Annotated in this window: 24 protein-coding genes; 11 read left to right on the top strand and 13 right to left on the bottom strand. The window is 66.0% G+C overall.

From position 1 onward, the window contains the following. The 3 genes from Q8T13_01340 to pyk all read left to right on the top strand — a co-directional run. Positions 1-398, top strand: a 398-nt coding sequence (locus tag Q8T13_01340; GenBank protein ID MDP3716394.1) for an Hpt domain-containing protein, incomplete at its 5' end; no start/stop codon positions are given. Between the two features lie 2 nt (positions 399-400). Continuing rightward, on the top strand, positions 401-955 hold the full coding sequence (locus Q8T13_01335) for a response regulator transcription factor (protein MDP3716393.1): 555 nt from the start codon (positions 401-403) through the stop codon (positions 953-955). A 9-nt stretch (positions 956-964) separates the two neighbouring features. Beyond that, positions 965-2,371: a pyruvate kinase gene (gene pyk, locus Q8T13_01330; GenBank protein MDP3716392.1), complete on the top strand. Its 1,407-nt coding sequence runs from the start codon at positions 965-967 to the stop codon at positions 2,369-2,371. 6 nt (positions 2,372-2,377) lie between these two features. Here pyk and Q8T13_01325 read toward each other — a convergent pair whose 3' ends face one another. The 6 genes from Q8T13_01325 to Q8T13_01300 form a co-directional block, all read right to left on the bottom strand. Continuing rightward, positions 2,378-3,565, bottom strand: coding sequence for an FAD-binding oxidoreductase (locus Q8T13_01325; protein MDP3716391.1), 1,188 nt, complete (start codon positions 3,563-3,565; stop codon positions 2,378-2,380). Between the two features lie 2 nt (positions 3,566-3,567). Next, positions 3,568-4,395, bottom strand: coding sequence for a cupin domain-containing protein (locus tag Q8T13_01320; protein MDP3716390.1), 828 nt, complete (start codon positions 4,393-4,395; stop codon positions 3,568-3,570). Between the two features lie 146 nt (positions 4,396-4,541). Beyond that, positions 4,542-5,765 carry an ankyrin repeat domain-containing protein gene (locus tag Q8T13_01315; protein MDP3716389.1) on the bottom strand — a complete coding sequence of 408 codons (1,224 nt, stop codon included), beginning with the start codon at positions 5,763-5,765 and terminating at the stop codon, positions 4,542-4,544. 198 nt (positions 5,766-5,963) lie between these two features. Next, positions 5,964-6,329 carry a DoxX family protein gene (locus Q8T13_01310; GenBank protein ID MDP3716388.1) on the bottom strand — a complete coding sequence of 122 codons (366 nt, stop codon included), beginning with the start codon at positions 6,327-6,329 and terminating at the stop codon, positions 5,964-5,966. Then, positions 6,326-6,826 (bottom strand): SRPBCC domain-containing protein, encoded by a 501-nt coding sequence (locus Q8T13_01305; protein ID MDP3716387.1) that lies wholly within the window; start codon positions 6,824-6,826, stop codon positions 6,326-6,328. Before Q8T13_01305 ends, Q8T13_01310 begins: the two co-directional genes overlap by 4 nt. Positions 6,827-6,829: 3 nt before the next feature. Further along, positions 6,830-7,996 (bottom strand): DUF1343 domain-containing protein, encoded by a 1,167-nt coding sequence (locus Q8T13_01300; GenBank protein MDP3716386.1) that lies wholly within the window; start codon positions 7,994-7,996, stop codon positions 6,830-6,832. A 115-nt stretch (positions 7,997-8,111) separates the two neighbouring features. On the opposite strand from Q8T13_01300, the gene Q8T13_01295 reads away from it, so the two are divergent. Beyond that, a complete protein-coding gene (locus Q8T13_01295; GenBank protein ID MDP3716385.1) occupies positions 8,112-8,609 on the top strand; it encodes a methylated-DNA--[protein]-cysteine S-methyltransferase in 498 nt (165 codons plus the stop codon). A gap of 15 nt (positions 8,610-8,624) precedes the next feature. Here the strand turns inward: Q8T13_01295 and Q8T13_01290 are convergent, their stop codons facing one another. Beyond that, positions 8,625-10,907 carry a PAS domain S-box protein gene (locus tag Q8T13_01290; GenBank protein MDP3716384.1) on the bottom strand — a complete coding sequence of 761 codons (2,283 nt, stop codon included), beginning with the start codon at positions 10,905-10,907 and terminating at the stop codon, positions 8,625-8,627. A gap of 71 nt (positions 10,908-10,978) precedes the next feature. Between Q8T13_01290 and Q8T13_01285 the strand changes: the two genes are divergently transcribed. The 6 genes from Q8T13_01285 to Q8T13_01260 all read left to right on the top strand — a co-directional run bounded on the left by Q8T13_01285 (position 10,979) and on the right by Q8T13_01260 (position 18,163). After that, positions 10,979-12,574 (top strand): alkaline phosphatase D family protein, encoded by a 1,596-nt coding sequence (locus Q8T13_01285; protein ID MDP3716383.1) that lies wholly within the window; start codon positions 10,979-10,981, stop codon positions 12,572-12,574. Between the two features lie 95 nt (positions 12,575-12,669). Then, a complete protein-coding gene (locus Q8T13_01280; protein ID MDP3716382.1) occupies positions 12,670-14,472 on the top strand; it encodes an FAD-dependent oxidoreductase in 1,803 nt (600 codons plus the stop codon). 94 nt (positions 14,473-14,566) lie between these two features. Further along, complete coding sequence (locus Q8T13_01275; protein ID MDP3716381.1) at positions 14,567-16,366, top strand: 2-oxoacid:acceptor oxidoreductase subunit alpha; 1,800 nt, start codon at positions 14,567-14,569, stop codon at positions 16,364-16,366. After that, the gene (locus Q8T13_01270) at positions 16,363-17,418 is read left to right on the top strand and encodes a 2-oxoacid:ferredoxin oxidoreductase subunit beta (protein ID MDP3716380.1); all 1,056 of its coding nucleotides are present in this window, start codon (positions 16,363-16,365) and stop codon (positions 17,416-17,418) included. Before Q8T13_01275 ends, Q8T13_01270 begins: the two co-directional genes overlap by 4 nt. Positions 17,419-17,505: 87 nt before the next feature. Next, positions 17,506-17,760, top strand: a complete 255-nt coding sequence (locus Q8T13_01265) for a hypothetical protein (protein ID MDP3716379.1) — start codon at positions 17,506-17,508, stop codon at positions 17,758-17,760. After that, positions 17,753-18,163 carry a type II toxin-antitoxin system VapC family toxin gene (locus Q8T13_01260; GenBank protein ID MDP3716378.1) on the top strand — a complete coding sequence of 137 codons (411 nt, stop codon included), beginning with the start codon at positions 17,753-17,755 and terminating at the stop codon, positions 18,161-18,163. Before Q8T13_01265 ends, Q8T13_01260 begins: the two co-directional genes overlap by 8 nt. A gap of 31 nt (positions 18,164-18,194) precedes the next feature. On the opposite strand, the gene Q8T13_01255 is transcribed toward Q8T13_01260, so the two are convergent. The 6 genes from Q8T13_01255 to Q8T13_01230 form a co-directional block, all read right to left on the bottom strand. Beyond that, the gene (locus tag Q8T13_01255) at positions 18,195-18,653 is read right to left on the bottom strand and encodes an SRPBCC family protein (GenBank protein ID MDP3716377.1); all 459 of its coding nucleotides are present in this window, start codon (positions 18,651-18,653) and stop codon (positions 18,195-18,197) included. A gap of 117 nt (positions 18,654-18,770) precedes the next feature. After that, the gene (gene nrfD / locus Q8T13_01250) at positions 18,771-19,823 is read right to left on the bottom strand and encodes an NrfD/PsrC family molybdoenzyme membrane anchor subunit (GenBank protein ID MDP3716376.1); all 1,053 of its coding nucleotides are present in this window, start codon (positions 19,821-19,823) and stop codon (positions 18,771-18,773) included. 92 nt (positions 19,824-19,915) lie between these two features. Continuing rightward, entirely contained in the window at positions 19,916-20,245 is a 330-nt protein-coding gene (locus tag Q8T13_01245; protein MDP3716375.1) for a hypothetical protein, read from the bottom strand. A gap of 38 nt (positions 20,246-20,283) precedes the next feature. Next, on the bottom strand, positions 20,284-21,618 hold the full coding sequence (gene extI / locus Q8T13_01240) for a selenite/tellurite reduction operon porin ExtI (protein MDP3716374.1): 1,335 nt from the start codon (positions 21,616-21,618) through the stop codon (positions 20,284-20,286). Between the two features lie 39 nt (positions 21,619-21,657). Continuing rightward, positions 21,658-22,191: a 4Fe-4S dicluster domain-containing protein gene (locus tag Q8T13_01235; protein MDP3716373.1), complete on the bottom strand. Its 534-nt coding sequence runs from the start codon at positions 22,189-22,191 to the stop codon at positions 21,658-21,660. 1 nt (position 22,192) lies between these two features. After that, complete coding sequence (locus Q8T13_01230; GenBank protein ID MDP3716372.1) at positions 22,193-24,388, bottom strand: molybdopterin-dependent oxidoreductase; 2,196 nt, start codon at positions 24,386-24,388, stop codon at positions 22,193-22,195. Positions 24,389-24,623: 235 nt separating this feature from the next. Here Q8T13_01230 and Q8T13_01225 point away from each other — a divergent pair, with 235 nt between their 5' ends. Continuing rightward, positions 24,624-25,013 carry a VanZ family protein gene (locus tag Q8T13_01225; protein ID MDP3716371.1) on the top strand — a complete coding sequence of 130 codons (390 nt, stop codon included), beginning with the start codon at positions 24,624-24,626 and terminating at the stop codon, positions 25,011-25,013. The last annotated feature ends 2 nt before the right edge of the window (positions 25,014-25,015 follow it).

The raw sequence follows: 25,015 nt of genomic DNA, 5'->3' as shown, positions 1-25,015 counted from the left end.
GCCGCCGCCGGCCGCCGCCGGCCGCCGCCGCGCCGCTGGCCGCCGCCGCGCCGCTGGCCTTCGCGGCCGATGCGCTGTTGCGCCGCCTGTCGGGGGACCACGAACTCATGGTCGACGTGCTCCGGCTGTTCCGCGAAGATCTGCCGGTGCATCTGGCGGCGATCGAGCAGGCGGTGACGGCCGGCGACGCTGCCGCGCTGCGCTCCGCCGCACATACGCTGAAGGGATCGGCCGCCAACCTGTCGGCGATCGCGCTGTTCGAGAGCGCCAGTGCGCTCGAGACCATGGCCGCCGCCTCGAACCTGGCTGGTGTCGAGGCGCTGTGGCATCAACTCAAGGGCGCGGCGGCCGCGACCGACGCCGCCCTGCAGTACCATGCCGCCGCCACCGGAGCCTGACCATGCGCATCCTGATTGCTGACGACGACCGACTGTCGACACTGATGCTCGGCCGCACGCTCGAGAAGTGGGGCTACGAGGTGGTCGTCGCCCATGACGGCCTCGAGGCCTGGGCGCACGTGATCGGTGCCGCGCCCCCGTCGATCGCGATCCTCGACTGGATGATGCCGGGACTCGAGGGCATCGAGTTCTGCCGGCGGGTTCGCGCGACCGCGCTACCGTCGGCGTTGTACCTGATCCTGCTGACGGCGCGGACCGGCAGCGCCGATCTGATCGCCGGCCTCGAAGCCGGCGCCGACGACTACGTCACCAAACCGTTTGACCCCGCCGAACTGCGCGCGCGCATTCGCGTGGGCGAGCGAACGTTGGGTTTGATGGCGAACATCAAGCGGCTGACCGGCCTGCTGCCGATCTGCAGCTACTGCAAGCGCATCCGCTCGGATACCGACTACTGGGAGCAGGTCGAGAGCTACATCAGCGATCACACCGATGCCCGCTTCTCCCATGGCATCTGCCCGGCCTGCCTCGAGATTGCCTTGCGCGACGTCGATGCGTAAGCTCTGAATGTGAGACACACCAAGATCATCGCGACTATCGGCCCGGCCAGCAGCGGGCCGGCCACTCTCGACGACTTGATTGCCGCAGGTGTCGACATCGTCCGGCTGAACTTCTCGCACGGGACCCAGGCCGATCATGCGGCGAAGTTCCACATGGTGCGCGAGGCGGCAAAGCGGGCGAAGCGGCACGTCGCCATCCTGCAGGACCTGAGCGGGCCGAAGATCCGGATTGGCCGGCTGGCCGGCGGGCAGCCGATCCCGCTCGGGCGCGGCGAGCCGCTGGTGGTGGCGATCGGCGAGGCCGTGGGTGGCCCCGGCCGCGTCTACACCACCTATGCGGAGCTGGCCCTCAAGGTCACGAAAGGCGATCGCCTGCTGATTGACGACGGCAAGATCGAACTCGAAGTCGAGTCGGCAGCGGCGGGGGAGATTCACACCAGGGTCATCGACGGCGGCGAGCTCGGCGAACACAAGGGCATCAACGCCCCGCACGTGCCGCTGCGTTCGGACATGACCGAGAAGGACCGCCGCGACCTGGCGTTCGGCCTCGCCCTCGGCGTTGACATGGTGGCCCTGAGCTTCGTGCAGGCGGCCGCCGACATCACGCGGGCACGGGCGTTCATGATCGAGGCGGGACGGCCCAAGGTGCCGATTATCGCCAAGCTCGAGCGCCCTGAGGCGATCGAGCACCTGGAGGAGATTCTCGACACCGCCGACGCGGTGATGGTGGCGCGCGGCGACCTGGGCCTCGAGATTCCCCTGGAGCGAGTGCCGCGGGTGCAGAAGGAGATCCTGCGCAAGGCGCACGCGCGGTCGGTGCCGGCGATTGTCGCGACGCAGGTGCTGGAGTCGATGCGCACTGAGCCGCGGCCGACGCGGGCCGAAGCCAGCGACGCGGCCGGCGCGGTCGATGGCGGCGCCGATGCCATCATGCTGTCAGGAGAAACCGCGACCGGGCGGTACCCGGTGCGGTCGGTCGAGGTGCTCGACGCCATCATCCGGGATGCCGAATCGATGCTGACGTGGCCGGCGCCGGCCGGCGATCAGCCCCACGTAAGCCACACCCGCGCGTTGACCGAGGCGGCGGTGACGCTGGCCCGCCGCTCCGGGGCCCACGCCATTGTCGCCGTCACGCGTCAAGGACAGACGGCGCGGTCGCTGTCGGCGTTGCGGCCGCAGGCCGCCATTCTGGCCGCGACCGACAGCGCCGAAGTGGCGCAGCGGCTGGCCTTGTGGCGTGGCGTCCTGCCCATGGTGTGCGACCTCAGCGGCAACACCGAGGACATGATCACCCGCGTCGTCGACGAAGCCATGCAGCGCTGGGGCGCACCCGAGGATGCGATCATGGTGTTCGTGAACACCGCCGCCGATCTCGATCGCGGCGGATCGAACTTCGTTCGAATCCGCCGCGTGTAGGCGCGCTCAGATGGTCGCGGCGTCGTGGATCAGGGCGCCGCGCTCGAAACGGTCGGGCGCGAAGATCGCTACATCGAACGTCTCCGACCGCCCCAGCCGCACGAACTCGCTGACGACCTTCCCGGTCGCGGGCGACATCATCAGCCCATGTCCGCTGAAGCCGTTCGCGAAGATGAACCCGGCCAGCCCCGGATGCGGCCCGAGTACCGGGTTGTGGTCCGGGGTCATCTCGTACAGCCCGGCCCAACCCTGCACCTCGGTGACGTCATGCAGGTCGGGCGCGCGATTGACCATGGCCGGGTAGAAGTCCTTCTTCCACCGGTCGTCGTCGGCGGCCAGGTTCTCGCCCGGCTTCTCATGCCAGTTCGTGAAGGCCAGGATGATCTTGTCCGGCCCGCCCGGGTCGGTGGCATCGTCGTGCCGCCAGTGCACGCCGCCGGGATCGATCAGCATGGGGAAGCGCGAGGGCCACGGGCGGGGTAGCGTGCAGCGGAACAGCATCTGGCGCAGCGGTTCGACCGGGACCGTCACTCCGGCGAGTGCGGCAAGCCGTCCGGCCCACGGCCCCGCGGCGTTCACGACCACCGGCGCGGCGATGGCCGCGCCGCCGGCGAGGCGCACACCGGTCACCGCGCCGTGTTTTCGATCGATGGCGATGACCTCATCAGCGAGAAACTCGGCGCCGGCCAGTTCGGCCCCGGCACGAAAACCGGCCAGCACCTCGCGCGGATTGGCGTAGCCGTCCTGGTCGCCAAGCACGCCGAACAGGATGTCGTCGAGCATGACGCCCGGCAGCATCTGCTGCAACTCGTCAACGGCCACCATGCGCACCGACGCGCCAGCCTGCTTCTCTTCGTGATAGCGGTTCGTCAACGCGGTGGACGTGGCGCCGTTGGCGAGGAAGAGATAGCCGCGCTGACGAAACCACGCGTGCGGGCGCTTGGCCGGCGTGCCCAGGGCCTGGTCGAACCGCTTCCACAACTCGACGCTGAACTGCACCATCTGCACGGTCACCGGTGTGCAGAACTGCTGGCGGATGCCGCCCATCGCCAGGTACGAGGACGCGCGCTGGTACGTCGGGTCGCGTTCGACGACGAGAATGCGGCCGGTGAAGCCGTCCTGGCGCAGGTGCCAGGCCGCGCTGCAGCCGACCACGCCGCCGCCCACGATCACGACGTCGGCGCGATCGCTCATGTTCAGCGCCTGGCTGGCCGGAACTCGACCAGCGCCACGTCGGCCGAACCGGCGGCCTTGAGCATCACGCGTGCGTGGTTGCCCGGGATGATGAGCAGCGTGCCGGCGCTGATGCGCTGCGAGATGCCAGTGGCGGTCACGTCGGCCTCGCCGGTGACGACGTAGACGAACAGCTCGGCGCTGCGCTTCGCGGGCGCGAGGTCTGTCGCTGACGCTCCTGGAGCCAGGCGGCGCCACGCCACCGTGCAGGTTTCGCCGTGGATCGCTTTGGCCACACCCGCCGGCTGATCTGGCGGGGCGAGCTGCACCACGAGTGGCCGGTCGTCCGGAATCGCGACGGGCTGTGGCGCCACCGGGTACGGCACCGCCGGCCGTGGCCGTGGCGGCACCAGGTCGGGCCGCCTGATGGTGTGGAACTCCAGGGAGATGAGCTTGCCGCCGCTTCGGTTGCGGATCGCGTGCTGGACGTTGGCCGGCGTGATGACCGCGGCGCCGGCCGGCAGCGGCTCGGTGTGGGTGCCAAGGGCCATCTCCATCACGCCCTGGATCCCGACATTCACCTGCTCACGCTCGTGGTGATGCAGCGGCGCGCCGGCGCCATCGTCAAACTCGGCGAACGAGAAGGAGCCGGTGGCGCCGACGACGGTGCGGCCGAGAAAGCCCTTCGTCAGCTGCGCCGCCGGAACGTCGCTCATCACGCGAATGGCGATCGCATCGGCCGGTGGAAAGTAGACGCTGTCTTGCGCGAGCAGCGCGGAGCTCAAGCCGAGGCCGGCGACCACGGCCACCAATCGCCTCGTGGGCCACCGATTGGTGTCAGCCTTTACCATAGGCCACAGATTAGGCACAGATTAGACACAGATCAATGACGGAATACGTCCAGCTGTTACGCGATCACCCGCGCCCCTTGCTGGAGCCGCCGCAAGTTCGAGCGATGGCCGCGCGCCTCGCTCTCGCAGTAGCAGCCGACCGTCGATCATTCAATGCCTCCGGCGTCGGCAATCAGGCGCATGGCCGGCTCGCTGACGAAGATGGGCGCGTGAAATCGTCGGCCCCACGATAGCGCCGTGACGTCGCGATAGTCCTGCCGGGTTGGGTCGCCATGGCCGGGATGCAACCGCTTCCAGATGGATGCCCGCACGTTGGGATCCGCGCCGCGTGCCAGCAGCAGTTCCGTGAACGGCGCTACGAACGGTCCGCGCTGGTTGTAGTTCATCCAGAAGTTCGGCTGCGAGACGACAGTCGAGAACAGCGGCGTGTAGCCCCCGAAGCCGCTCGGGCCGACGGCCGAGCGGACATTCGGGTCCATGCCCTGGTCGAGCAGCCAGCGCGCGATCTCGATCTCGTCGTAGTCCACGCACATATGCAGCAGCGTCGTCCCGCCAAGGGGCGTGCCGGTGGTGGCGTTGAGCGGATCGCCGCAGCCGATTTCTGCTGGATAGATCTCTCGATGCGAGAACGTTCGGTTCAACAGGCCAGGGTCGCGTTGCAAGTGGCGCTCGAGCAGATCGATGCGCCCGCGATGCAGCGCCATGGGGGCGGTGTCGGGATATTCGACACCGTGCTGCTCGTACATTTCAAGGATGGCGTGCTTGGCCGCCGGCTTGCGGCTGTCGGTTTCGAGCACGACATCGACCGGCGCCAGCCGCCGGCCGGTGTCGTCAATGACGCGCACGCCAAGGCCCAGCAGAAACGCCGTGCCTTCGCCACTGAGTGTGTACGCAGGCCCGCCGAGCGAGTCGTCTGGCGGCGTGGTCTTTCCCAGCATGCCATGCAGCATCACTCCGGTTTCGACGTGTCCTTGCAGTGCCGCGCGGTCCAACGCCTTCTCGAGGTCTGTGGCACCGAGTCCATGCAGCATCCGGATGATTCGATTGCGCCCGAGATTGGCCGCGTACGAAAGGGGTGGACCCCAGTTGCTGTCGGTGCGGATCAGCACCCGCTCGTGCAGCAGCTGCCGATTGCCCATGACGAGCTCTCGAACGGCGTCGAGGTCATCGTCCCAGATCGCATTGGCGAGACGGACCGCGTGAACGAGACGTGGCCAGCTTGACGCCTGGTATTCGCGCGCGAGCGCGAGCTGAGCGTCGGCCAGTTTCGCGCCGGGATCACTGGCGCGTAGTTGCACGAGCAGATCCTTGGCCTGGTGCTTCAGTTGATCGAGATTGGGGCGGACGGCCAGACGGCGTTCGGACGACATAGCGAGCCTCCTCGAATGCCCGGGTCCGCTGTCTGGGGCGAAGGAGGTTCGTAGTGAACCTTCATCACGGAGTGCTGATCAGGTGGACTCGGTCCTTCCCGCGGACAGGAGGCGTCCTGCAACGCCGATGGCAAGAATACCACCGGGGCCGCCGAAGAGACAGAGGCACAAAGGGTTGCGATTGTCCCGCGCGAACGGCTAGCGGCGCGTGTACCAGTAGGCCCAACCGATCAGCACGAACTGGATCGGCAGCCGGGTCCAGAGCGCTGTCTGTGAGATCGTCGGATACAACTCCGGATGCATCGTCATGTTGATGTTGGCGGGGAACACCGCGATCAACAACGCGATCAAGCCCCACGCGGCCATCACCTGAAATCGCGGAACCAGGAGCAGCGCACCGAGAGCGATCTCGGCCACGCCGCTGATCGCCACGAGCTCGGCATGCCACGGCAGGTAGGCCGGCATCATTCGCGTGTAGAAGCCTGGGTTGATGAAGTGATTCGCGCCGGCGCCGATGAAGAGAAGGCCGAACAGGTAGCGCGTGACGGTCTTGAACATCGTCATTGCCGTTTGGTGCGCTCGACTTCTTTGTCCATGTAGTCCTTCATCTCCTGCAGCGCGCCCTCCCAGCCGTGGCCCATGATCTCGAAGTAGCGCTGCCAGCGCGGCCCGTCGCCCTGGCCGCTTTGCCTGACCGAGACCATCGTCGACCGGCCGTTGCCGTGGGGGCGGCAGTGCACCTCGAGCGCCATCGGGCCGATCGGCTCGCCGTCGGGCGGCTGCCAATAGGCCTCGGCGACGAAGAACGCGGCGTTCGCGCGGTAGTCGATGATGGTGCCGTGGAAGGCGCCGCCGAGCCGCCCCAGCACCTCGTCCTTGAACGGCGTGGACTCCCACTCGACGGCATACAAGCCGAGCGGCCGGGCGACCGTGACCGCGCGGACCACCTGCCACCAACCCGCCAGGTCGCGGGTGTCGAAGAACGCCGCCAGCACCCGTGCCGGCGGGGCCTGGATCAGCAGCGATCGCTTCACGTCGAGGACGACACCCTTGGCAACCATGGCTCAGGTATACACGAGATACTGTTCGCGCAGCTTTTCAAATGGCTGGCTCTCAATGGCCCACGTCCGGGCCAGCTCCTCGGCGCGGACTCCGGAATCGATGGCGGTGCGCAAGGCCGGCGACCCCGAGAGGATGTCGATCGGCTCCTGGTCGTGCTCGTATTCGTACGGCGCCGGCCGCCACGCGAACGCCGCCGGATCGGCCGCGCGAATCTCGTCGATCAACGCCACCCCGGTCAGCACCGGCTTGAACGCCGCCCGATCGGTTACATGAATCTGGCAGCCGCCACACGCGGTCTTCGCGTGCTTCTGGAACGTCGGCTCGAAGACCGCGGCCCGAAAGTGCACGCCCGGCAGGCGCCGCGCGTTCATGGTTGCGGCGAATGACTCGGCCTGCACCCACGGCGCGCCCACCAGCTCGAACGGCCTGGTCGTGCCGCGGCCTTCCGACGCCAGGGTGCCCTCGAACAGCACGGTGCCCGGATAGACGATGGCGCTGTCGAGCGTTGGGATGTTCGGCGACGGCATCACGAACGGATGGCCGGTGGCGTCGCCGCAGAGCTCGCGCGACCAACCGGCCATGTCGATCACCGAAAGCGGCGCGCCGATCGCGAAATGATCGTTGAAGAACCGCGCCAGCTCGCCGATGGTCATGCCGTGACGCATCGGGATGGGGAACTGGCCGACGAACGACTCGTAGCCGGCGACGAGCATCGGCCCCTCGACCGCGAGGCCGCCAATCGGGTTGGGCCGGTCGCAGACAATGACGTCAACGCCGTGCCTGGCGCACGCCCGCAGGCAGTTCGCCATGGTGTAGATGTAGGTGTAGATGCGGGCGCCGATGTCCTGGAGATCGATCACCAGTACGTCGATGTGCCCGAGCATCTCGGCCGTGGGTTCGCGCGTCTCGCTGTAGAGCGAGAACACCGGCACGCGCCGCGCCGAATCGCTGGTGTGCGGCGTCTCGATCATGTTGTCCTGCACATCGGAGCGAAATCCGTGCTGGGGGCCGAAGATTGCCCCGACGGTGACCCCGGGCGCCGCGAACAGGGCGTCCACGATGTGCGTGAAATCCGCGTCGACCGACGCGGGGTTGGAGACAATGCCGACCCGCCGGCCCTTCAGGTGGCCGGACGACAGCAGGCGGGTCGAGCCGAGAACGACAGACACGGCTCCGATTATCTAACAGGAGGTCATGAGATAAAGAGAACGTTGATCAACTTCTCCTAATCTCTTGATCTCCTGTTTTCAACGCGTTGTAGCCGCCTTGGGTTACTGTTCCGATATGGCGACGCTCTACTACGCGCAGGTCGACGACAGCCCGGTCGGACCGCTGCTGCTGGCCGGCGATTGCGATGGCCTGCGCGTGCTGGCGTTTGGCGTGGGTTCCCGTTCCCGCGCAATCGAGCCGTCGTGGCGGCCCGACACGGCCGGCGTCTTGAACGGCGTTCGCAACGAGCTCGATCAGTACTTCGGCGGCCGACTCAAGCAGTTCACGACGCCGGTCGTGTTCGACGGCACGCCGTTCCAGAACCAGGTGTGGCGCCAGTTGTGCCGCATTCCGTACGGCGAAACCATCAGCTACCTGGAACTGGCCAACCGCATCCAGAACCCCAAGGCGGTCCGCGCCGTGGGCATGGCCAACGGCGCCAACCCCATCGCCATCATCGTCCCCTGCCATCGCGTGATTGGCGCGAACGGTTCGCTAACGGGGTTTGGCGGCGGCCTGCCCACCAAGCGGGCGTTATTGGAACTCGAACGTGGCCAGAGAACACTGCTCTAGCCCCCCGGCGCGCCGCTAGCTTTGCACGGCGTCAGTAATGACTTTGAGCAGGGTGTCGGCGGTGTAGGGCTTCGGCACGAAGTGCCGCACGCCGGCACTGCTCGAGGCCTCGCCGGCGCCCAGCCCGCTGGTTGCAACAATGCGCACCGGCGTGTCGAACGCGCGAATCGCCCTGATCACCGCCGCCCCGTCCTTTCCCGGCATGGTCATGTCGGTGAACACCACGCGAATCTCGTCACGATGCGCCGTAAACAACGCGATCGCCTCGTCGCCGCTGGCCGCCAACAGTGTGCGATAGCCGAATGACTCGAGCACCAGCCCGGTCATCCGCAGCAACGGTGCTTCATCGTCCACCACCAGGATCAACTCGCCGTGACCGCGGGCCAGCGCGGGAGCGGGCACCGCGGCGACCGTGGCGGCACCGCCGGCCTGGACGGGCAGGTACACGGTGAAGACGCTGCCGCGTGCGACTTCGCTATCGACGCGAATGAAGCCGCCGTGGCTCTTGACGATGGCCAGCGAGGTCGAGAGCCCAAGCCCGGTGCCCTTGCCGACGGGCTTGCTCGTGAAGAACGGGTCGAAGATCCGATCCAGCACCTCGGGTGACATGCCCTCGCCGGTGTCGGTCACGCGGACGACGACGTAGGGTCCGGGCCGCGCGCCGGGATAGGGACCGACGTCGCGCGCGCCAAGCTGTTCGACCGACGCCTGCAGCGTCAGCGTGCCGCCGGTCGGCATGGCATCGCGCGCATTGACGCACAGGTTGACCATCACCTGGTGCAACTGCGTCAAATCGCCGAGGACTGGGGGCAGCGCATCGGCGATCACGGTCTGTACGCTGATGGCTTTCATGAACGTGTCGCGCACGAACGTCTCGATGTCGGTGAGCACCCGGGTGACGTCGACGGCGGTGCGTTCGCCCTCGACGCCGCGCGCGAACGCCAAAACCTGCCGGACCATTTCGGCGCCCCGGTTGGTGCTGGCCTCGATGGTGGCGAGAACCTGGTTGCGCTCCTCCGCACTCAAGTCTTCCTTCAGCAATTCGATCGACATCAGCACGGGCGCGAGCACGTTGTTCAGGTCGTGAGCAATACCGCCGGCCAGCGTGCCGATGCTTTCCATGCGCTGAGCCCGCAGGAAGCGCTGTTCCAGGTTCTTGCGCTCGGTGATGTCGGTGTCGATCACCAGGACCGCCCGCGGCGCGTCAGCGGCATCCCGCATCAGGGTCCACCGGCTTTCGACAATCAGCTTGCTGCCGTCCTGCCTCGTCACGCTCAATTCGCCCTGCCAATCGCCGTCGCGCAGCAGTTCGCCCATGGCGCGATCGAAAACCCCGGGATCGGGGAAGAACCGCTCGCGCACCGAAAAGCCGGTGACGTCTTGGGCGGTCCAGCCGTAAATCCGCTCGGCGCTCTTGTTGTAATAGGTCACGCGGTGCTGCAGATCGCGGACCAGGATCGCGTCCTGCGCCTTGTCGAGGAGCGAAGCCTGTTCGGCAATCCGCGCCAAGGCCTGCTGCTGCGCTTCGTCGGCGCGTCGGCGTTCGGACAGGTCGCGAATGAAGCCGGTGAAGATCGGCGCCGACACCGACAGCTTCGAGATGCTCACCTCGAGCGGGAACTCGCTGCCGTTGCCGCGAATGCCGGTCAACTCGACTCGTCGATTGAGGAACGTGTGCTCGCCGGTCGAGAGGTGGCGGGCCAGCCCCAGGCGGTGCCGCTCGCGCTGGTGTTCCGGCATGATCAGGCCAGCCAGGTCGCGGCCGAGCGCCTGCGCACGGGGCGTCTCGAACATGGCCTCGGCCGCCGGGTTGAACTCAACGACGCGGCCCTCCCGATCCATGCTGATGATGGCGTCGAGGCTGGACTCGACAATCGATCGGTAGTGAGCGTCACGCTCGCGCAGCCGCGCTTCGGCCGCGCGCCGCTCGATCGCGTAGCGAATGACCCGCGCCAGGATCCGGCCCTCGATCTCGGACTTGATGAGGTAGTCCTGGGCGCCGGCCTGTACCGCAGCGGTGGCCAGGCCGGGGTCGGCGAGACTCGACAAGACGACAATGGGCACGCCTCCCGCGGCCTCGACCACCAGGTGCATCGTTGCCAGCCCGTCGCTGTCGGGCAAACCGAGGTCCAGCAGGATGACGTCGATTCCGCCAGCCCGGAGGAAGCCCACCGCGGCGCTGACCCGGTCGGCGTGACTGACGGTGAATGCGTCGGTACTAAGCGCCAGCTCGTCGCGAATGTAGTTTGCGTACGCGTCGCTGTCTTCGACCAAAAGGATGCGGACCAAGTCGCCCATGCTGCGACCTACTTGTAACACTTCCCAGGTTCGCGATGCGGCTGTTACGTGGTTTGGCTACACTGCTGCCCATGCGACGCATCTCCCGCCGGAGCTTCCTTGCCACCAGCAGTCTGGCACTTGGCGCCTTGCCCGCGGTCAGGCCGGTGTCCTTGTTCGCCCAGCTGGGCCGTGGCGTGTTTCGCCACGGCGTGGCGAGCGGCGATCCGCTGGCCGATCGCGTCATCGTGTGGACCCGGGTGACACCGACGGCGCCGGCTGGTTCGATGAGCGTCAGGTGGCAGGTAGCCCGTGACCCCAGGTTCACGCAGATCGTGTCGCGCGGAGACACCACGACCGGCGCCGAGCGCGACTTTACGGTGAAGATCGATGCCTCCGGGCTGCAGCCGGGCAATACGTACTACTACCGCTTTGAGTCCCTGGGCGCCCGATCGGCGATTGGCCGCACGCGCACGTTGCCCCGCGAGGGCGTCGCCCGCCTCCGGCTGGGCGTGGTGTCGTGCTCGAACCTGCCGCAGGGGTATTTCAACGCCTACGCCTGCCTTGCGAAGCGTGCCGACCTCGACGCGGTGCTGCACCTGGGCGACTACATCTACGAGTACGCCAACGCGCGCTACGGCGACGGCACGGCGCTCGGCCGCATTCCGGCGCCGAATAGGGAAATAGTCGCGCTCCAGGACTACCGCGAGCGCCACGCCCAGTACAAGGCCGATCCCGACTCGCAGGAGATCCACCGCCAGCATCCCTTCATCGTCGTGTGGGATGACCACGAGTTCACGAACAACGCGTGGTCGGGCGGCGCCGAGAATCACGATCCGGATGAAGGCGAGGGCGAGTGGGGCCCGCGCCGCGCCGCGGCGCAGCAGGCGTACTACGAGTGGATGCCGATTCGCGAAGACGCGCAGACCAGGCAGTCGCGGATTTATCGCGCGTTTCGGTTCGGCGATCTCGCGACGCTGATGATGCTCGACACGCGGGTCGTCGGCCGCGACGAGCAGGTGCGGCGCGAAGACACGGCCACCATCGAGTCGGCGGCGCGGCAGCTGCTCGGCGCCGAACAGGAAGGCTGGCTGGCTGAACAGGTGGTGGCGTCGGTGCGCAACAAAACGCACTGGAACCTGCTGGGCCAGCAGGTGATGTTCGCGCCCCAAACCGCCAGCGGGGCCGTGGCGGGGAACCCCGACTCGTGGGACGGATACCGCGCCTCGCGCTCGCGCGTGTTCGACATGATCGAACGCGCCCGGGCCGGCAATTTCGCGGTGCTGACGGGCGACGTCCACAGCTCGTGGGCCTACGACCTGCCGCGCGACCCGTTCGCGGGCTACGACAAGTCGTCTGGTAAGGGATCGCTCGGCGTGGAGTTTGCCGGCACTTCGGTGAGCTCCCCAAGCAGCATCGGGGCGGGACCCGGTGGGGAGCAGCAACTCGCCGGCTTCCGCAAGGCGCGCCCCCATTTGCACTACGTGGATGGGCGCTATCGCGGCTATTTCGTGCTGGACCTCACCCGCGAGCGCCTGCAGGCCGATTTCTACCGTGTTGCAACCATTCTCGACCGCACCACCGAGGAGAAGTTCGAGCGGGGCTTCGTGACCGCGTCGGGCGCCAACCACCTGGTGCCGGCCGCCACCGCGGCCCTATCGGCCACGGCACCGGATCCAGCCCCGTAGTGCCTCCCGTCAGAGCGTGCCGTCCCGACCAAGAGTGCCCTCCCGACACGTTCTAGAAACCTCCCGGCGGTATCTGTCGATATAATCGCGAGGATATGCAGCGGACGGATACGTCGGACCCGAACTACTACCATAAAGTCGTTGATTGCCAGTGGGCCTGCCCGGCGCACACCAACGTTCCCGAATACATCCGGATGATCGCGAACGGCCAGTTCGACGATGCCTACATCCTGAATCGCGAGTCGAACGTGTTTCCGGGCATTTTGGGCCGCACCTGCGACCGCCCGTGCGAGCCGGCCTGCCGGCGCGGCCGCGTTGACGGCAAGCCGGTCGCCATCTGCCGGCTGAAACGCGTGGCCGCGGATCACAAGGACGACATCACCGCCCGCATCCCGAAAGCTCCGGCCACGAAGAATGGCAAGAAGGTGGCCCTGATCGGCGCCGGTCCGTCCGCCCTCACGGTGGCGAACGACCTGATGCCGCTCGGCTACCAGTGCACCGTTTTCGAGAAGGGTCCGCGCCCGGGCGGCCTGATGCGCATCAACATCCCCGCCTTCCGCCTCCCCGAAGAAGTGCTCGACGAAGAAATCGGCTACATCGTGAACATGGGCGTCGAGATGAAGTACAACGCGCCCGTCACGAGCCTGAGGTCGCTGGTCGACTCGAAAGAGTTCGATGCGGTCTATGTCGGCACCGGCGCCCCGAAAGGCAAGGAACTGGACCTGCCCGGGCGCAACGACAGCGACCAGATCTTCATCGGCATCGAGTGGCTCGAGTCGATTCACTTTGGGCACATCAAGGACGTCGGCAAGCAGGTGCTGATCATCGGCGTGGGCAACACCGCGATGGACTGCTGCCGCTCGGCCAAGCGCCTCGGCGCGACCGACGTGAAGGTGATTTCCCGCCGCACGCGCAAGTACTTCAAGGCGTCGCCCTGGGAACTCGAGGACGCCGAAGAAGAGCAGGTCGAGATTCTCGAGAACCTCTCGCCGGTCCGCTTCATTGTCGAGAACGGCAAGCTGACCGGGATGGAGTTCGACAAGTTCACGTCGCGTGAAGAGAACGGCAAGTTCATCCAGGAGCCGGCCGGCCGCGTGACGCTGCCGTGCGACGCGGTGGTGTTGGCGATCGGCCAGGAGAACGCGTTCCCCTGGATCGAGCGCGACATGGGCCTCGAGTTCGACCAGAAGTGGGACATGCCGGTGGTCGACAAGGCCACCTTCATGTCGACCCGCCCGGGCGTGTTCTTTGGCGGCGACGCGGCGTTTGGCCCCGCCAACATCATCTGGGCGGTGGAGCATGGCCACCAGGCGGCGATTTCGATCCATCAGTACTGCCAGGGCCTGCCGGTCACCGAACGACCGCCCCACGGCATGACGCTGACCAGCACCAAGATGGGCCTGCACGAGTGGTCGTACAGCAACAACTACGACCCGGTGCAGCGTCAGAAGATGAAGCACGTCGAGTTGCCGCTGCGCTTCTCGAAGATGACCATGGAAGTGGAAGAGGGCTTCACCGAAGAGCAGACCCGCGCCGAAGTGGAGCGCTGCCTCAACTGCGACGTCGAGACGCACTTCACCGATTCGTTGTGCATCGAGTGCGATGCCTGCATCGACATCTGCCCGGTGGACTGCTTGACTCTTATTCCTAGTGCGGAAACCGAGGCCGAACTCCGTGCCCAGACCCTGGCGCCGGCCGAGAACCTCGAGCAGGCGCTGTTCCACTCGTCCCCGCTCAAGCAGACCGGACGGCTGATGGTGAAAGACGAGAACGTCTGCCTGCACTGCGGCCTGTGCGCCGAGCGCTGCCCGACCTATGCGTGGGACATGCGCAAGTTCGTGCTCCAGTTGCCCGTCGCGGGCACGACATTCATTCCATTGGAGGCGGTCGGCCGCTGACGCTGACGTTCGGAGGGCGAGGGCTTCAGCCCTCGCCGTGACAGCGACGGCTAAAGCCCTCGCTCTCCGAACGAGGATTCACGACGAGAAACGCATGAACAATCGAGTCAACGATTTCGCTTTCAAGATCGCCACCGCCAACGGGACCGGCTCGGCGAGCGCCAACGGCCTGATCATGCAGGCGATCTTCCGCATGGGCGTGCCGGTGACGGGCAAGAACGTGTTCCCGTCGAACATCCAGGGCCTGCCGACGTGGTACGAGATCCGGGTCAACAAGCACGGCTATACCGCGCGGACGCCGACCTTCGACCTGATGCTCGCGCTGAACGCGGCCACCTACGCCAAGGACGTGGCCGAGGTGCGCTCGGGCGGCTACCTGCTGTTCGACTCGTCGTGGCCGCTCGACGACAAGCTGACGCGGCCCGACGTCACCTACCTGGGCGTGCCGCTGGCCGAGATGTGCAACGCCGCCTTCAAGGGCGTGCGCGAGCGCATCCTGATGAAGAACATCGCCTACGCCGGCGCCCTGGCGGCGTTGATCGGCATGGACACCGAGGTGATCTCGGCGCTCACCAAGGAGAAGTACGCGGCCAAGAAGCCGCTGCTCGACTCCAACGAGAAGGCCATTGCCCTCGGCTACGACTACGCGAAGGCCAACTTTCAGTGCCCGCTGCCGATCCACCTGGAGAAAATGGACGAGACCAGGGACAGCATCCTGATCGATGGCAACACCGCCGCCGCGCTGGGGGCGGTCTATGCCGGCGCCACCGTCGGCGCGTGGTACCCGATTACGCCGGCGACGTCGGTGATGGAGGCCTTCAAGAGCTTCTGCATGAAGTACCGCCGCGACCCCGAGACCAAGCGGAAGAAGTTCGCCATCCTGCAGGCTGAAGACGAACTGGCTGCGCTCGGCATGGTGATCGGCGCCTCGTGGGCCGGCGCCCGGGCGTTCACGCCCACGTCCGGCCCCGGCATCTCGCTGATGAACGAGTTTATCGGCCTGGCCTACTACGCCGAGATCCCCGCGGTGATCGTCGACGTGCAGCGCACCGGCCCCTCCACCGGCATGCCGACGCGCACGCAGCAGGGCGACCTGATGTTGTGCGCCTACGCGTCGCATGGCGACACGCGCCACATCTGCCTGTACCCGTCGGATCCGCGTGAGGCGTTCGAGATGTCGGCGAAGGCCTTCGACCTGGCCGAGCGCTTCCAGACGCCGGTGTTCCTGGTGAGCGACCTCGACATCGGCATGAACGACTGGATGGTGCCGAAGCTCACCTGGGATGACAGTTATCAACCCGATCGCGGCAAGGTGCTGTCGGCCGAGGACCTCGAGAAGGCCAAGAGCTTCTATCGCTACCTGGACGTGGATGGCGACGGCATCCCGCAGCGCTCGCTGCCGGGCGTGCACCCCAAGGGCGCGTATTTCACGCGCGGCTCGGGTCACAACAAGCTCGGCGGCTACACCGAGGACGGCGACGAGTACCAGGAAGTGCTCGACCGCATTGCCCGCAAGGTGCAGGGAGCCGCGAAGGCGGTGCCGGCGCCGTTCATGAAGGCGACCCCGGGCGCGACCATGGGTCTGGTGACGGTGGGCGGCTGTCACGCGGCGTGCATCGAGGCCATGGATTTGCTCGCCAAGGACGGCATCAAGCTGAACTACCTGCGCGTCCGAGGCTTTCCGTTCGCCGATGAGGTCAAGCAGTTCCTCGATCAGCACGAGGTGAATTTCGTGGTCGAGCAGAATCGCGACGCGCAACTGCGGAGCCTGCTGATGCTCGACACCGGCGTGCACCTCGAGAAACTGGAGTCCGTGCGCTACTACGCGGGCTTCCCGATGAGCGCGCACCATGTGATTAGCGGCGTGAAGGCGAAGTTGGAGAAGGCGGCATGACGTATATTGCGAAACCCAAGGTCCACCATCCTTCGCTCAAGAAAAACGAAATCGGGCTGACCCGCCGCGACTACGAGGGCGCGATCACCACGTTGTGCGCCGGTTGCGGGCACGACTCGATCACCGCCGCCGTCATCCAGGCGTTCTGGGAACTGAGCATTCCGCCGCACAAGGTGGCCAAGCTGTCTGGCATTGGCTGCTCGTCGAAGACGCCGGCCTACTTCCTGCGCGAGGCGCACGGCTTCAACAGCGTTCACGGCCGCATGCCGGCCGTGGCGACCGGCGCCAACGCGGCCAACGGCGACCTGATCATGATCGGCGTGTCGGGCGATGGGGATTCGCTCTCTATTGGTTTAGGGCAACTGTGCCACGCGATTCGCCGCAACCTGAACATGCTGTACATGCTCGAGAACAACGGCGTGTACGGCTTGACGAAGGGGCAGTTCTCGGCGTCGGCCGACCCGGGATCGACCGCCAAGAAGGGCGAGGCGAACCAGATGCAGGCGATCGACAGCGCGCTGCTGGCGCTCACGCTCGGCGCCACGTTCGTCGCCCGCAGCTTTTCGGGCGACAAGGCGCAGCTGGTGCCGATCATCCAGGCCGGCCTGGCCCACCGCGGCTTCGCGTTCATCGACATCATCTCCCCCTGCGTGACCTTCAACGACCACGACGGCTCGACCAAGAGCTACGCCTACACGCGCGAGCACACGGTGGAGGTGGTGCAGGCCGACTTCGTGCCGCCCGCCGAGGAGATCAGCGCCGAGTATCAAGAGGGTTCGCTGAAGAACGTGATGATGCACGACGGCAGCTGGGTGAAGTTTCGCAAGCTGGCGAAGGACTACGACCCGACCAACCGCGACGCCGCCTACGCGCACATTCGCGATCACCAGCGCAAGGGCGAGGTCGTCACCGGCCTGCTCTACATCTCGCCGGACTCGAAGGACGTGCACGACCAGAACGAAACGGTGCCCGGCTCGCTTTACAACCTGCCGCACGCCCAACTCTGCCCGGGCAACGATGCACTGCAGAAGCTGATGGGGCAGTTCCGGTAAGAGATGATTTGCGATCTCGTGATCTGGTGATTCGATGATTCCGATCCCGGGATCGGACGATGTGTAGCATCTGTGCTACGATTGGTCATGAGCCGGCAGATCACCCAGCGCGAGCTCCGCAACGACAGCGGGCGGGTCATGCGCGACTTGGACCGCGGCAAGTCCTTCATCGTCACCCGGAACGGCGTCCCGGTTGGCGAGTTGATCCCGTTACGACAGCGGGTGTTCGTACCCGCCGAGACGGTCGTGGCGGCGTTCGCTGGCGCGCCGCGCGTCCGGGCCGCACGATTCCGGAAGGACCTCGATCACGTGGTCGATCAGGATCCCACCCCCCGTGGCTGAGCGGCGGCACCCTCGCGGACTCATCGACACCTCCGTCGTCATCGACTTGGAGCAGATCGTGGCAGACGCACTACCGCTGGAACTGGCCGTATCAGCCGTGACCATGGCCGAACTGGCGGCCGGGCCACACGCGACCGCCGATCCTGCCGAGCGCGCCCGGCGGCAAGACCGACTTCAACGATCTGAAGCCACCTTCGAACCATTGCCGATGGACGCGGAAGTCGCTCGTGCCTACGGCCGCATTTACGCCGCCGTGACCGCGTCCGGCCGCAAGGCACGCGGCCGACGAGCGGTGGACCTGTTCATCGCCGCGACCGCCGTCGCCGCCGGCTTACCGCTTTACACCAGGAACCCAGACGACTTCGTGGGCTTGTCGGACCTGCTGGACATCGTCGTCGTCTGATCCGACGCGCCCGGACTCAGCAATCGCCCCCCTAACCGCCCGATTCGACGATCCGCTTCGTCGTCTCGTGGCGATACGCGAACATGCGCGCGATCTGTCGCTCGACGAATCCGCCCGCCATCCACTGGCCTAACCCGCCGAGCGGCAGCGCGTAGTCCACCTCATCACGCAGGATCGTGCCGCCCGCCCCGTCATCGAGGAATTCGTGGCGATGTTCCCACATGGCGAACGGGCCGGATTCCTGGCGATCGGCGAACAGATGTGGCGGCACATACGCGGTGTGCACGGCCACCCAGCGCACCGGGATGATGCCGGCGACGCGGCCCTTGAGCACCACGCGGCTTCCGGGGACGAGCGAACCGCTCGACTCGGCCACGCGCATGCTTTCCCACGGCGGAATCAGTGAGGTCAGCGCTTCCGGGCTCTCGTGGAAACCAAAGACCTTGGCCGGAGGCGCGGCAATCCGCGTCTCTTTGACGAACCGCCTCATGGCTGGATTGCCACGCCCTTCCAGAACGCGGCGATGATGGTGCCCTTCCAGACGGCTTTCATATCTGGTATGACGCCGGCTGAGGCCGGATGGTCCCTGGCGACGGGAGACTTCCAATCAGCGCGCGCTGACGACCGTTGGGACGAAGGCGCTCAACTGGCCCGCGTTGACGATGACCCAGCGAAGCGTGTAGCCCCCCGCCAGGACCAGCAGGGCCGGCACCACGCTTTGTGCCGATGGGCGAACCAGCATCATCGCCTGCCACGCCAGCGGTACGACCAGACCGAGCGCGACCACCCCGACCCAGAAGGCCAGCGCGTAGGGGCCCGACACGATCAACGAGGCGGCGCCCACCTTGGAAATCGAGCCGGTGGACAGGTCGATTATCAACAGGATGATGATCGTCAGTTCGATGACCACGAACACCTGATCCAACCGCACCAACGAGGTTGACGCCCCATGCCCGGGTGGATTCGGGCCGACCTGTTGCAAGAGGCCGGGCAGGCGACCTGGTGCCGGCCAGCGGAGTGCAGCCAGGCGCCGCTGAAGCGGCTCGAGCAGGTGAAGGGCCGCCGCGCCCGTGGACAGCCCGGACACCAGAAACAGTGGGGCCAGGATGGCGCTGTTCCACAGCGGGCGCGCAACCATCGTGTTCAACAAGATGCCCGTATAGATGCCGAGCGCGGCGCCGACCAGGAGGTTTGCCCATCCGAGCGCAGCCAACCGCCGGGGCGCGGCGGTGAACGTGTTGGACCATCGCTGAAGCACAGGAAATTCCTGGCCCAGCCAGGGCCAGGACTCGTGGAGCCGGATCACCGCCGAGGCGAGCAGCACGACGTACACGAGAATCAATATCCAGGCCCCCCACGACATGGGCGACGCCGGCTGAAACGTGGTGTAGAGACGCCAGACGTAGAGTCGGTGCGTGAGGTCGAGCAGCAGAGCGAGCATCCCGACGTTCATCAGGGCGAAGCCGAGCAGCGGGGCTTGCCAGGAGTAGAACGTCCGGCTGTCATCGCCTCTGGCCACGCGAAGCAGCGCCAGCCCGCCAAGTATCATCAGGCCGGCCACGATGCCGCCGAGGAACAAGTAGATTGGGATCTCCCAACTCCACACGCCCAGGTGCGGATCGACCAGCGGGTTGTTGCGCGTGCTGGAGAACTCCATCATGTCACCCATCTTCAAGCGCTCGGTGGCGCCGTCTATTCCCGACGTGTTCGGAGCGGGGAGGACGGGCAGCCCGCCTCACCGCCCCGTAGCGATCAGCAGCCAGCCGACGGCTTGCCGCGGAAGATCTTGTAGGTCGTGCCCACCGTCTTCTCTTTCGCCCTGACGGTGTTCACGGTGATCACGTTGCCCTCGACGGCCGTGATCTTCGCGCCTCGGAAGATGACCTTGCCCTCCATGGTCGTGGTGCGAAGGTAGGCGCCCTTTTTCGCCCAGACGGGCATGTCACCCGTGACCTGGACGGTGACGATGTTGCCATCGATTGATGTGACCTTCCCGACGGGGTCGTCGGCCGCCACGGCGGGCGACAGCGACCCGAAGACGAGCAGGGCAAGGAGAACGAGCAGGAACTTGAACTTGAACATGGCAGATACCTCTCTCACAGTGGTTGCCTCGGCTCGACTTAGAAGGCGACCTGGAACATGGTGCGGAACGAGGAGTTCTTCGAGAACAGGTCGATCGGCTGGCTGGAAGCGTTCAACCGGCCGCCCTGGAATCCCTGCGGCTTCGCGAACTCGTTGCGCTGGTATTCGGCGGTGAACCGGACGTTCTGGCCGCGGATGTACCAGTTGACGCCGGCGGCCTTCTGGGTGATGGTCTGCTCGTTCACCCCGGTGATCGCGGCCAGGTCGAACTTCTCGTAGTACCCGTAGGGCTGGACCTTGCCTTCCTTGCCAACCTTCACTGGCAGCAGGTAGCCGGCCCGGACGTGCCAGCCCTCCTTCTGCCCGTTGAGGCCGCCGTAGGTGGTAATGCGATCGCCGCCGCTCAGGTTGGTCTTGTGGACGTCGTCGAAGTGCTTCTTGAGGTAGGCGGACGTTACCGTGTAGGTGCCGGCCTTGGTCGGGTACTCGAACATGAGGTCAACGGTGTAGGCCTTGTGGTCGACAGTCTCGTCGTTCTGGATGACACCAGCCGCCGTCACGTTCTTGTAGATCGCGTCCGCCTCGTATCCGAAGCCCCCACCGATCGTCAAGACTTTGAGGTCGCCGAGGTACGAACCCTCGTACCCGGAGCTCTCAGATTCGATTTCAAGGAATGAGTAGTGCACGCGGCCAACGTAGAACAGGGAGTTCGACGGCGTCGGGGTCGAGGTGACCGTGGCCCCGGTGAACGGGTGGGTGCTACGCGCGAAGCCCTCGCGGCCCTGGAATACGGCGATCTGGTACACCGAACGGCCGCCGGCGGCCTTGCCCCAGAGACTGACCCCCATGTCCCGGCTGGCCTTCATCGGCACCGTGCCGTAGCCGGTAAAGGCGAAGAGCGACCGGTCGATGCCCAGCGGATCGAAGCAGCCGTCGAGGTTGCCCCGGGTCATCGGGATCTTGGTCAATCCGATCTTGAAGTTCAGGTGGTCGTTGAAATTGGCGATGAAATAGGCGTCGTGCAGCCGGATGTTGCCGTCGTTCGCGTCGGTTTGCTGGGCCGCCACGGTGTGGCCCGTGATCCCCGCCTTGGTGGTGCCCAAGGCGCTCTGGGTGTTCAGATGGAAGCCGTAGGTGTCGTCGTACATGCCGGTAAACGTGATCCGGAACCGCGCAAACCGGAGATCGGTGCGATCGTCGAGGGCGTCCTTGCCGCCGCCGTAGTCGGTGTGCTCGGCGAGCAGCTGGCCGGTGAGCTGAATCCGCAGCGTCAGCATGTTGGCATTGATCTCGACCTGCGCCTGGGCCGTGGACGTGCCCACGAGCCAGAAGGCGAAGGTCAGCACGGTGAGGGAACGAAGCGTGCTTGTCATCGACGTATGCTCCAGTAAAAAGGAATAAGGCATGACGAGTTAAACGAGGAAGAAGCAGTGGGGCCCACAGCCCGTGTCCGGCAGGAGCGTGTGGTGTGCGCGACGACGCAGCAGGCGACTGATGGCGCTGTCGGGATCGTCGACGTCGCCAAAGTGCATGCAGCGCGTCGGGCACGACGATACGCACGCCGGGTCCTGTCCCTGGTCCACCAGATGGTGGCAGAATGTGCACTTGCTGATGTAGCCGTCCGGGTGCACGAAACGCGCATCGTACGGGCAGGCGGCCATGCATGCCTTGCACCCGATGCATTTGGATTTGTCCACCAGCACGATGCCGTCCTCGCGCCGGTAACTCGCTCCGGTCGGGCAGCAGGACACGCACGGGGGCCGGTCGCAGTGGTTGCATCGCTCCGACCGAATCTCGAGCCTGAGGTCGGGGAATTCCCCGCGAACGGTTTCCGTGATCCAGTCGCGGCAATAGCCCTCAGGCACCTGGTTTTCGTTCTTGCAGGCCACTACGCAGTTCATGCACCCGACGCACAGCCTGGTATCAATCGCCATCGCGTAGCGCATGTCAGTTGCCCCCTTGCGACGGCTCGATCGTGACGAAGTTGACGTTGACCGCAGTGCCGCCCATGAGGGGGTCGGTGGCATAACGGGTTACCAGCTGTGCGGTGCTGGCGCCTCTGCCGAAGGCGCGTGTCATCCCCTTGGCGGTGGTGCCGAACCCGTGGACCATGTACACGCAGTCGGGCCGGATACGTTGCGTCACCTTCACGCGGATCGGTTCGCTCAGCACCCCGTCCTGGTTGCGGAGGCGAACCACGGCGCTATTGGCGATCCCGAGACGCCGGGCTTCTGCCTGGTTGAGCCAGAGGACGTTCTCCCCCACGAGATCCATCAACAACGGGTTGGTCTGGGTGCTCGCGAAGGTGTGCACGGGCGAGCGACCAAACAACAGCCGGTACGACCCCGCGGGCGGCTCCTGCGGCGGTGTAAACCGGGGCACCGGATCGAAGCCGGCGGTGGCGAGTTGGTCCGAGTAGAACTCGATCTTGGTCGACGGCGTGTCGAACTCTGCGGCCGCCCCGTCCTCGAAGTAGAGGGGTTCCTCCTCGCCGACAATCACGCCCTTGGCCTTGAGTTCCTCCCAGTTGAGCCCGGCCTCCTCGACGCGGTAGCGTAGGTACTGTTCGATGTGATCCCAGGGAAAGTACGCACCAAGCCCGAGCTTCTCGGCCAGGCGCTTGGCAATCCACCAGTTCGGTTTCTGCCCGTGCGGCGGATCCACGACGGGTTGGCGCAAGCCGACGAACGGCCGCTTGAACGGCCCGACATGCAGGTCGTCGTACCGCTCCAGGTACCCGGCCTCCGGCAGGACGACATCCGCCCAGCCGGCAATTTCGCTCGGCACCAAATCCACCACCACGAGCAGGTCGAGATTCTGGATTGCCCGGAGCGTCTCGTCTTTCGACGGCAGTGATTGGAGCAGGTTCGTCGCATAGACGAGCCAGCCCTTGATCGGGTACGGCTCACCAGTGATTGTCGCGTTCCGAATCCCGGTCGTGATCGCCTCTGTGGCGAATGGGTACCGGTGCCCGGGGTTGTCCACCTTGGGCCGTCCCGGCGTTGGATAGTCGGGATACGGGTAGTCGGGGATCGGCATAATCGCCGGCGTGTAAAACCCGCCCTTGCGCCCCCAACTCCCGAGCAAGGCGTTCAGCAGTGCGACCGCCCGCGAACGTTGGGCATCGTCGCCGTACCAGTTCGCGCGTCGGCCCGGATGCACCAGCGTGGCCGGGCGGTGCCGTCCCATTTCCCGCGCGGTCTCGCGGATTGCCTCCGGCGACAGCCCGGTGATGGCGGCGGCCCACTCCGGCGTGTTGTCGGCGATCGCCTCCCGGAACTGATCGAAGCCGTGCCCGTACTGCTCCACGTAGCTGGCGTCGTACAGCTTCTCGGCCACCAACGTGTGCATCCATGCGAGCACCAGTGCCAGGTCGGTCCCGGGCTTGATCGGGAGGTAGTGTTTGGCCTTGCTCGCCGCCACTGAAAACCTCGGGTCGACCACGATCACCGTCGCGCCGCGATCCACCGCCGCCGCGAACTCCTGCACCTGAGTGTTGTGCATGTTCTCGCCCAGATGGCTCCCGATCAATACCAGGCACCGCGCGTTCTCGATGTCGGTGCGTTCGGGAGAGCCAGGCTGGTCTCCGAACGTCAGCTCGAAGCCGACATCTCTGGGGCCCCGGCACTGCGCGAAGGAGGGGGCAGCCGTGTTGGGAGAACCAAACGCGGCCATCGTGTGCTTGAGGAAGTTGCCGCCGATGCCGTGGCTGAAGAACGCCATCGCCTCGGGGCCGTAATCGGTCTTGATCTTCGCCATCCGATCAGCGATGTGCTGGATGGCTTCGTCCCACGTCACTTCCTGCCACCGTTCTTCGCCGCGCGGCCCAACCCGGACAAGGGGTGCACGAAGCCGGTCGGTGTCGAAGTTGGTGCCGATGCCTCCCGTGCCTCGCGGACACAGGCGGCCGCGGCTCAAGGGGTCGTGGGGGTTGCCGGAGATCTTCCAGAGGCGGCCGTCCCGGACGGTTGCAATCGCGCCACACTTCCAGAAGCAGACATTGCAGATCGTTGCGACTTCGCGGGCCTCGGTGGTTGCGCCCTTCGCATCCGATGCCAGGCTCCACAGCCCGGCGGTGCCCCCAGCAACGGCGACGGTTCCGGCCGAGAGCTTGAGAAAACGACGGCGCGACACGGTGTTCATGGGACTGTCCCGAGCGAGAGTGAAGGCCGTTCAGATGAAGCTCACGTGGGCCGGCCTTCCCCTCGTGTTCGAGTGCAAATAACGCGCCGCAGGGACTCCCTACGATTCCCGCCGATAATCCCTATTGCGCTGGGTGTTTCGGAAACATAGTGGGCCGTATCCGACTCTGGGGCAGATCACGTGGGGAGAATTTCGCAGTCACCCCTGTTCAACATCGTCCTGCTACGATCGCGTGATGGGAATCCGCCCGCTCATGCGGGGCATGCTCGTGCTGTGGATCCTGGTCATCCTGTGGATGGTGGTGCCCTGGCGGAGTTTCCAGGACCACCTTCACTGGGGCAGTGTCCAGTGGATCCCTTTCGTCTCCCCGCCCGTCAGGCTCCTGGAGATCGCGAGCAACGTGATCCTCTACGTGCCGTTCGGCGCTTTGTTCGCATGGACGCAGCCCACCCGGAGAGGGGTGCTGTGGCGCACCCTGGCGTGGGCGCTGTTGCTCTCGGGTCTGACGGAGGCATCCCAGCTTTTCAGCCACGGGCGGTTTCCATCCGTGACCGACCTCGTCGCGAACGTGCTCGGTGCGCTGATCGGGGCGCGCGCGGCGATGTCCCGCAGGCCGAAGGTCTGACA

This window comes from Acidobacteriota bacterium (assembly GCA_030697165.1).
GTDB lineage: Bacteria > Acidobacteriota > Vicinamibacteria > Vicinamibacterales > UBA2999 > 12-FULL-67-14b.
Note: the sequence above shows the minus strand (reverse complement) of the source record. Positions and strands in the feature narration are given on the sequence as shown.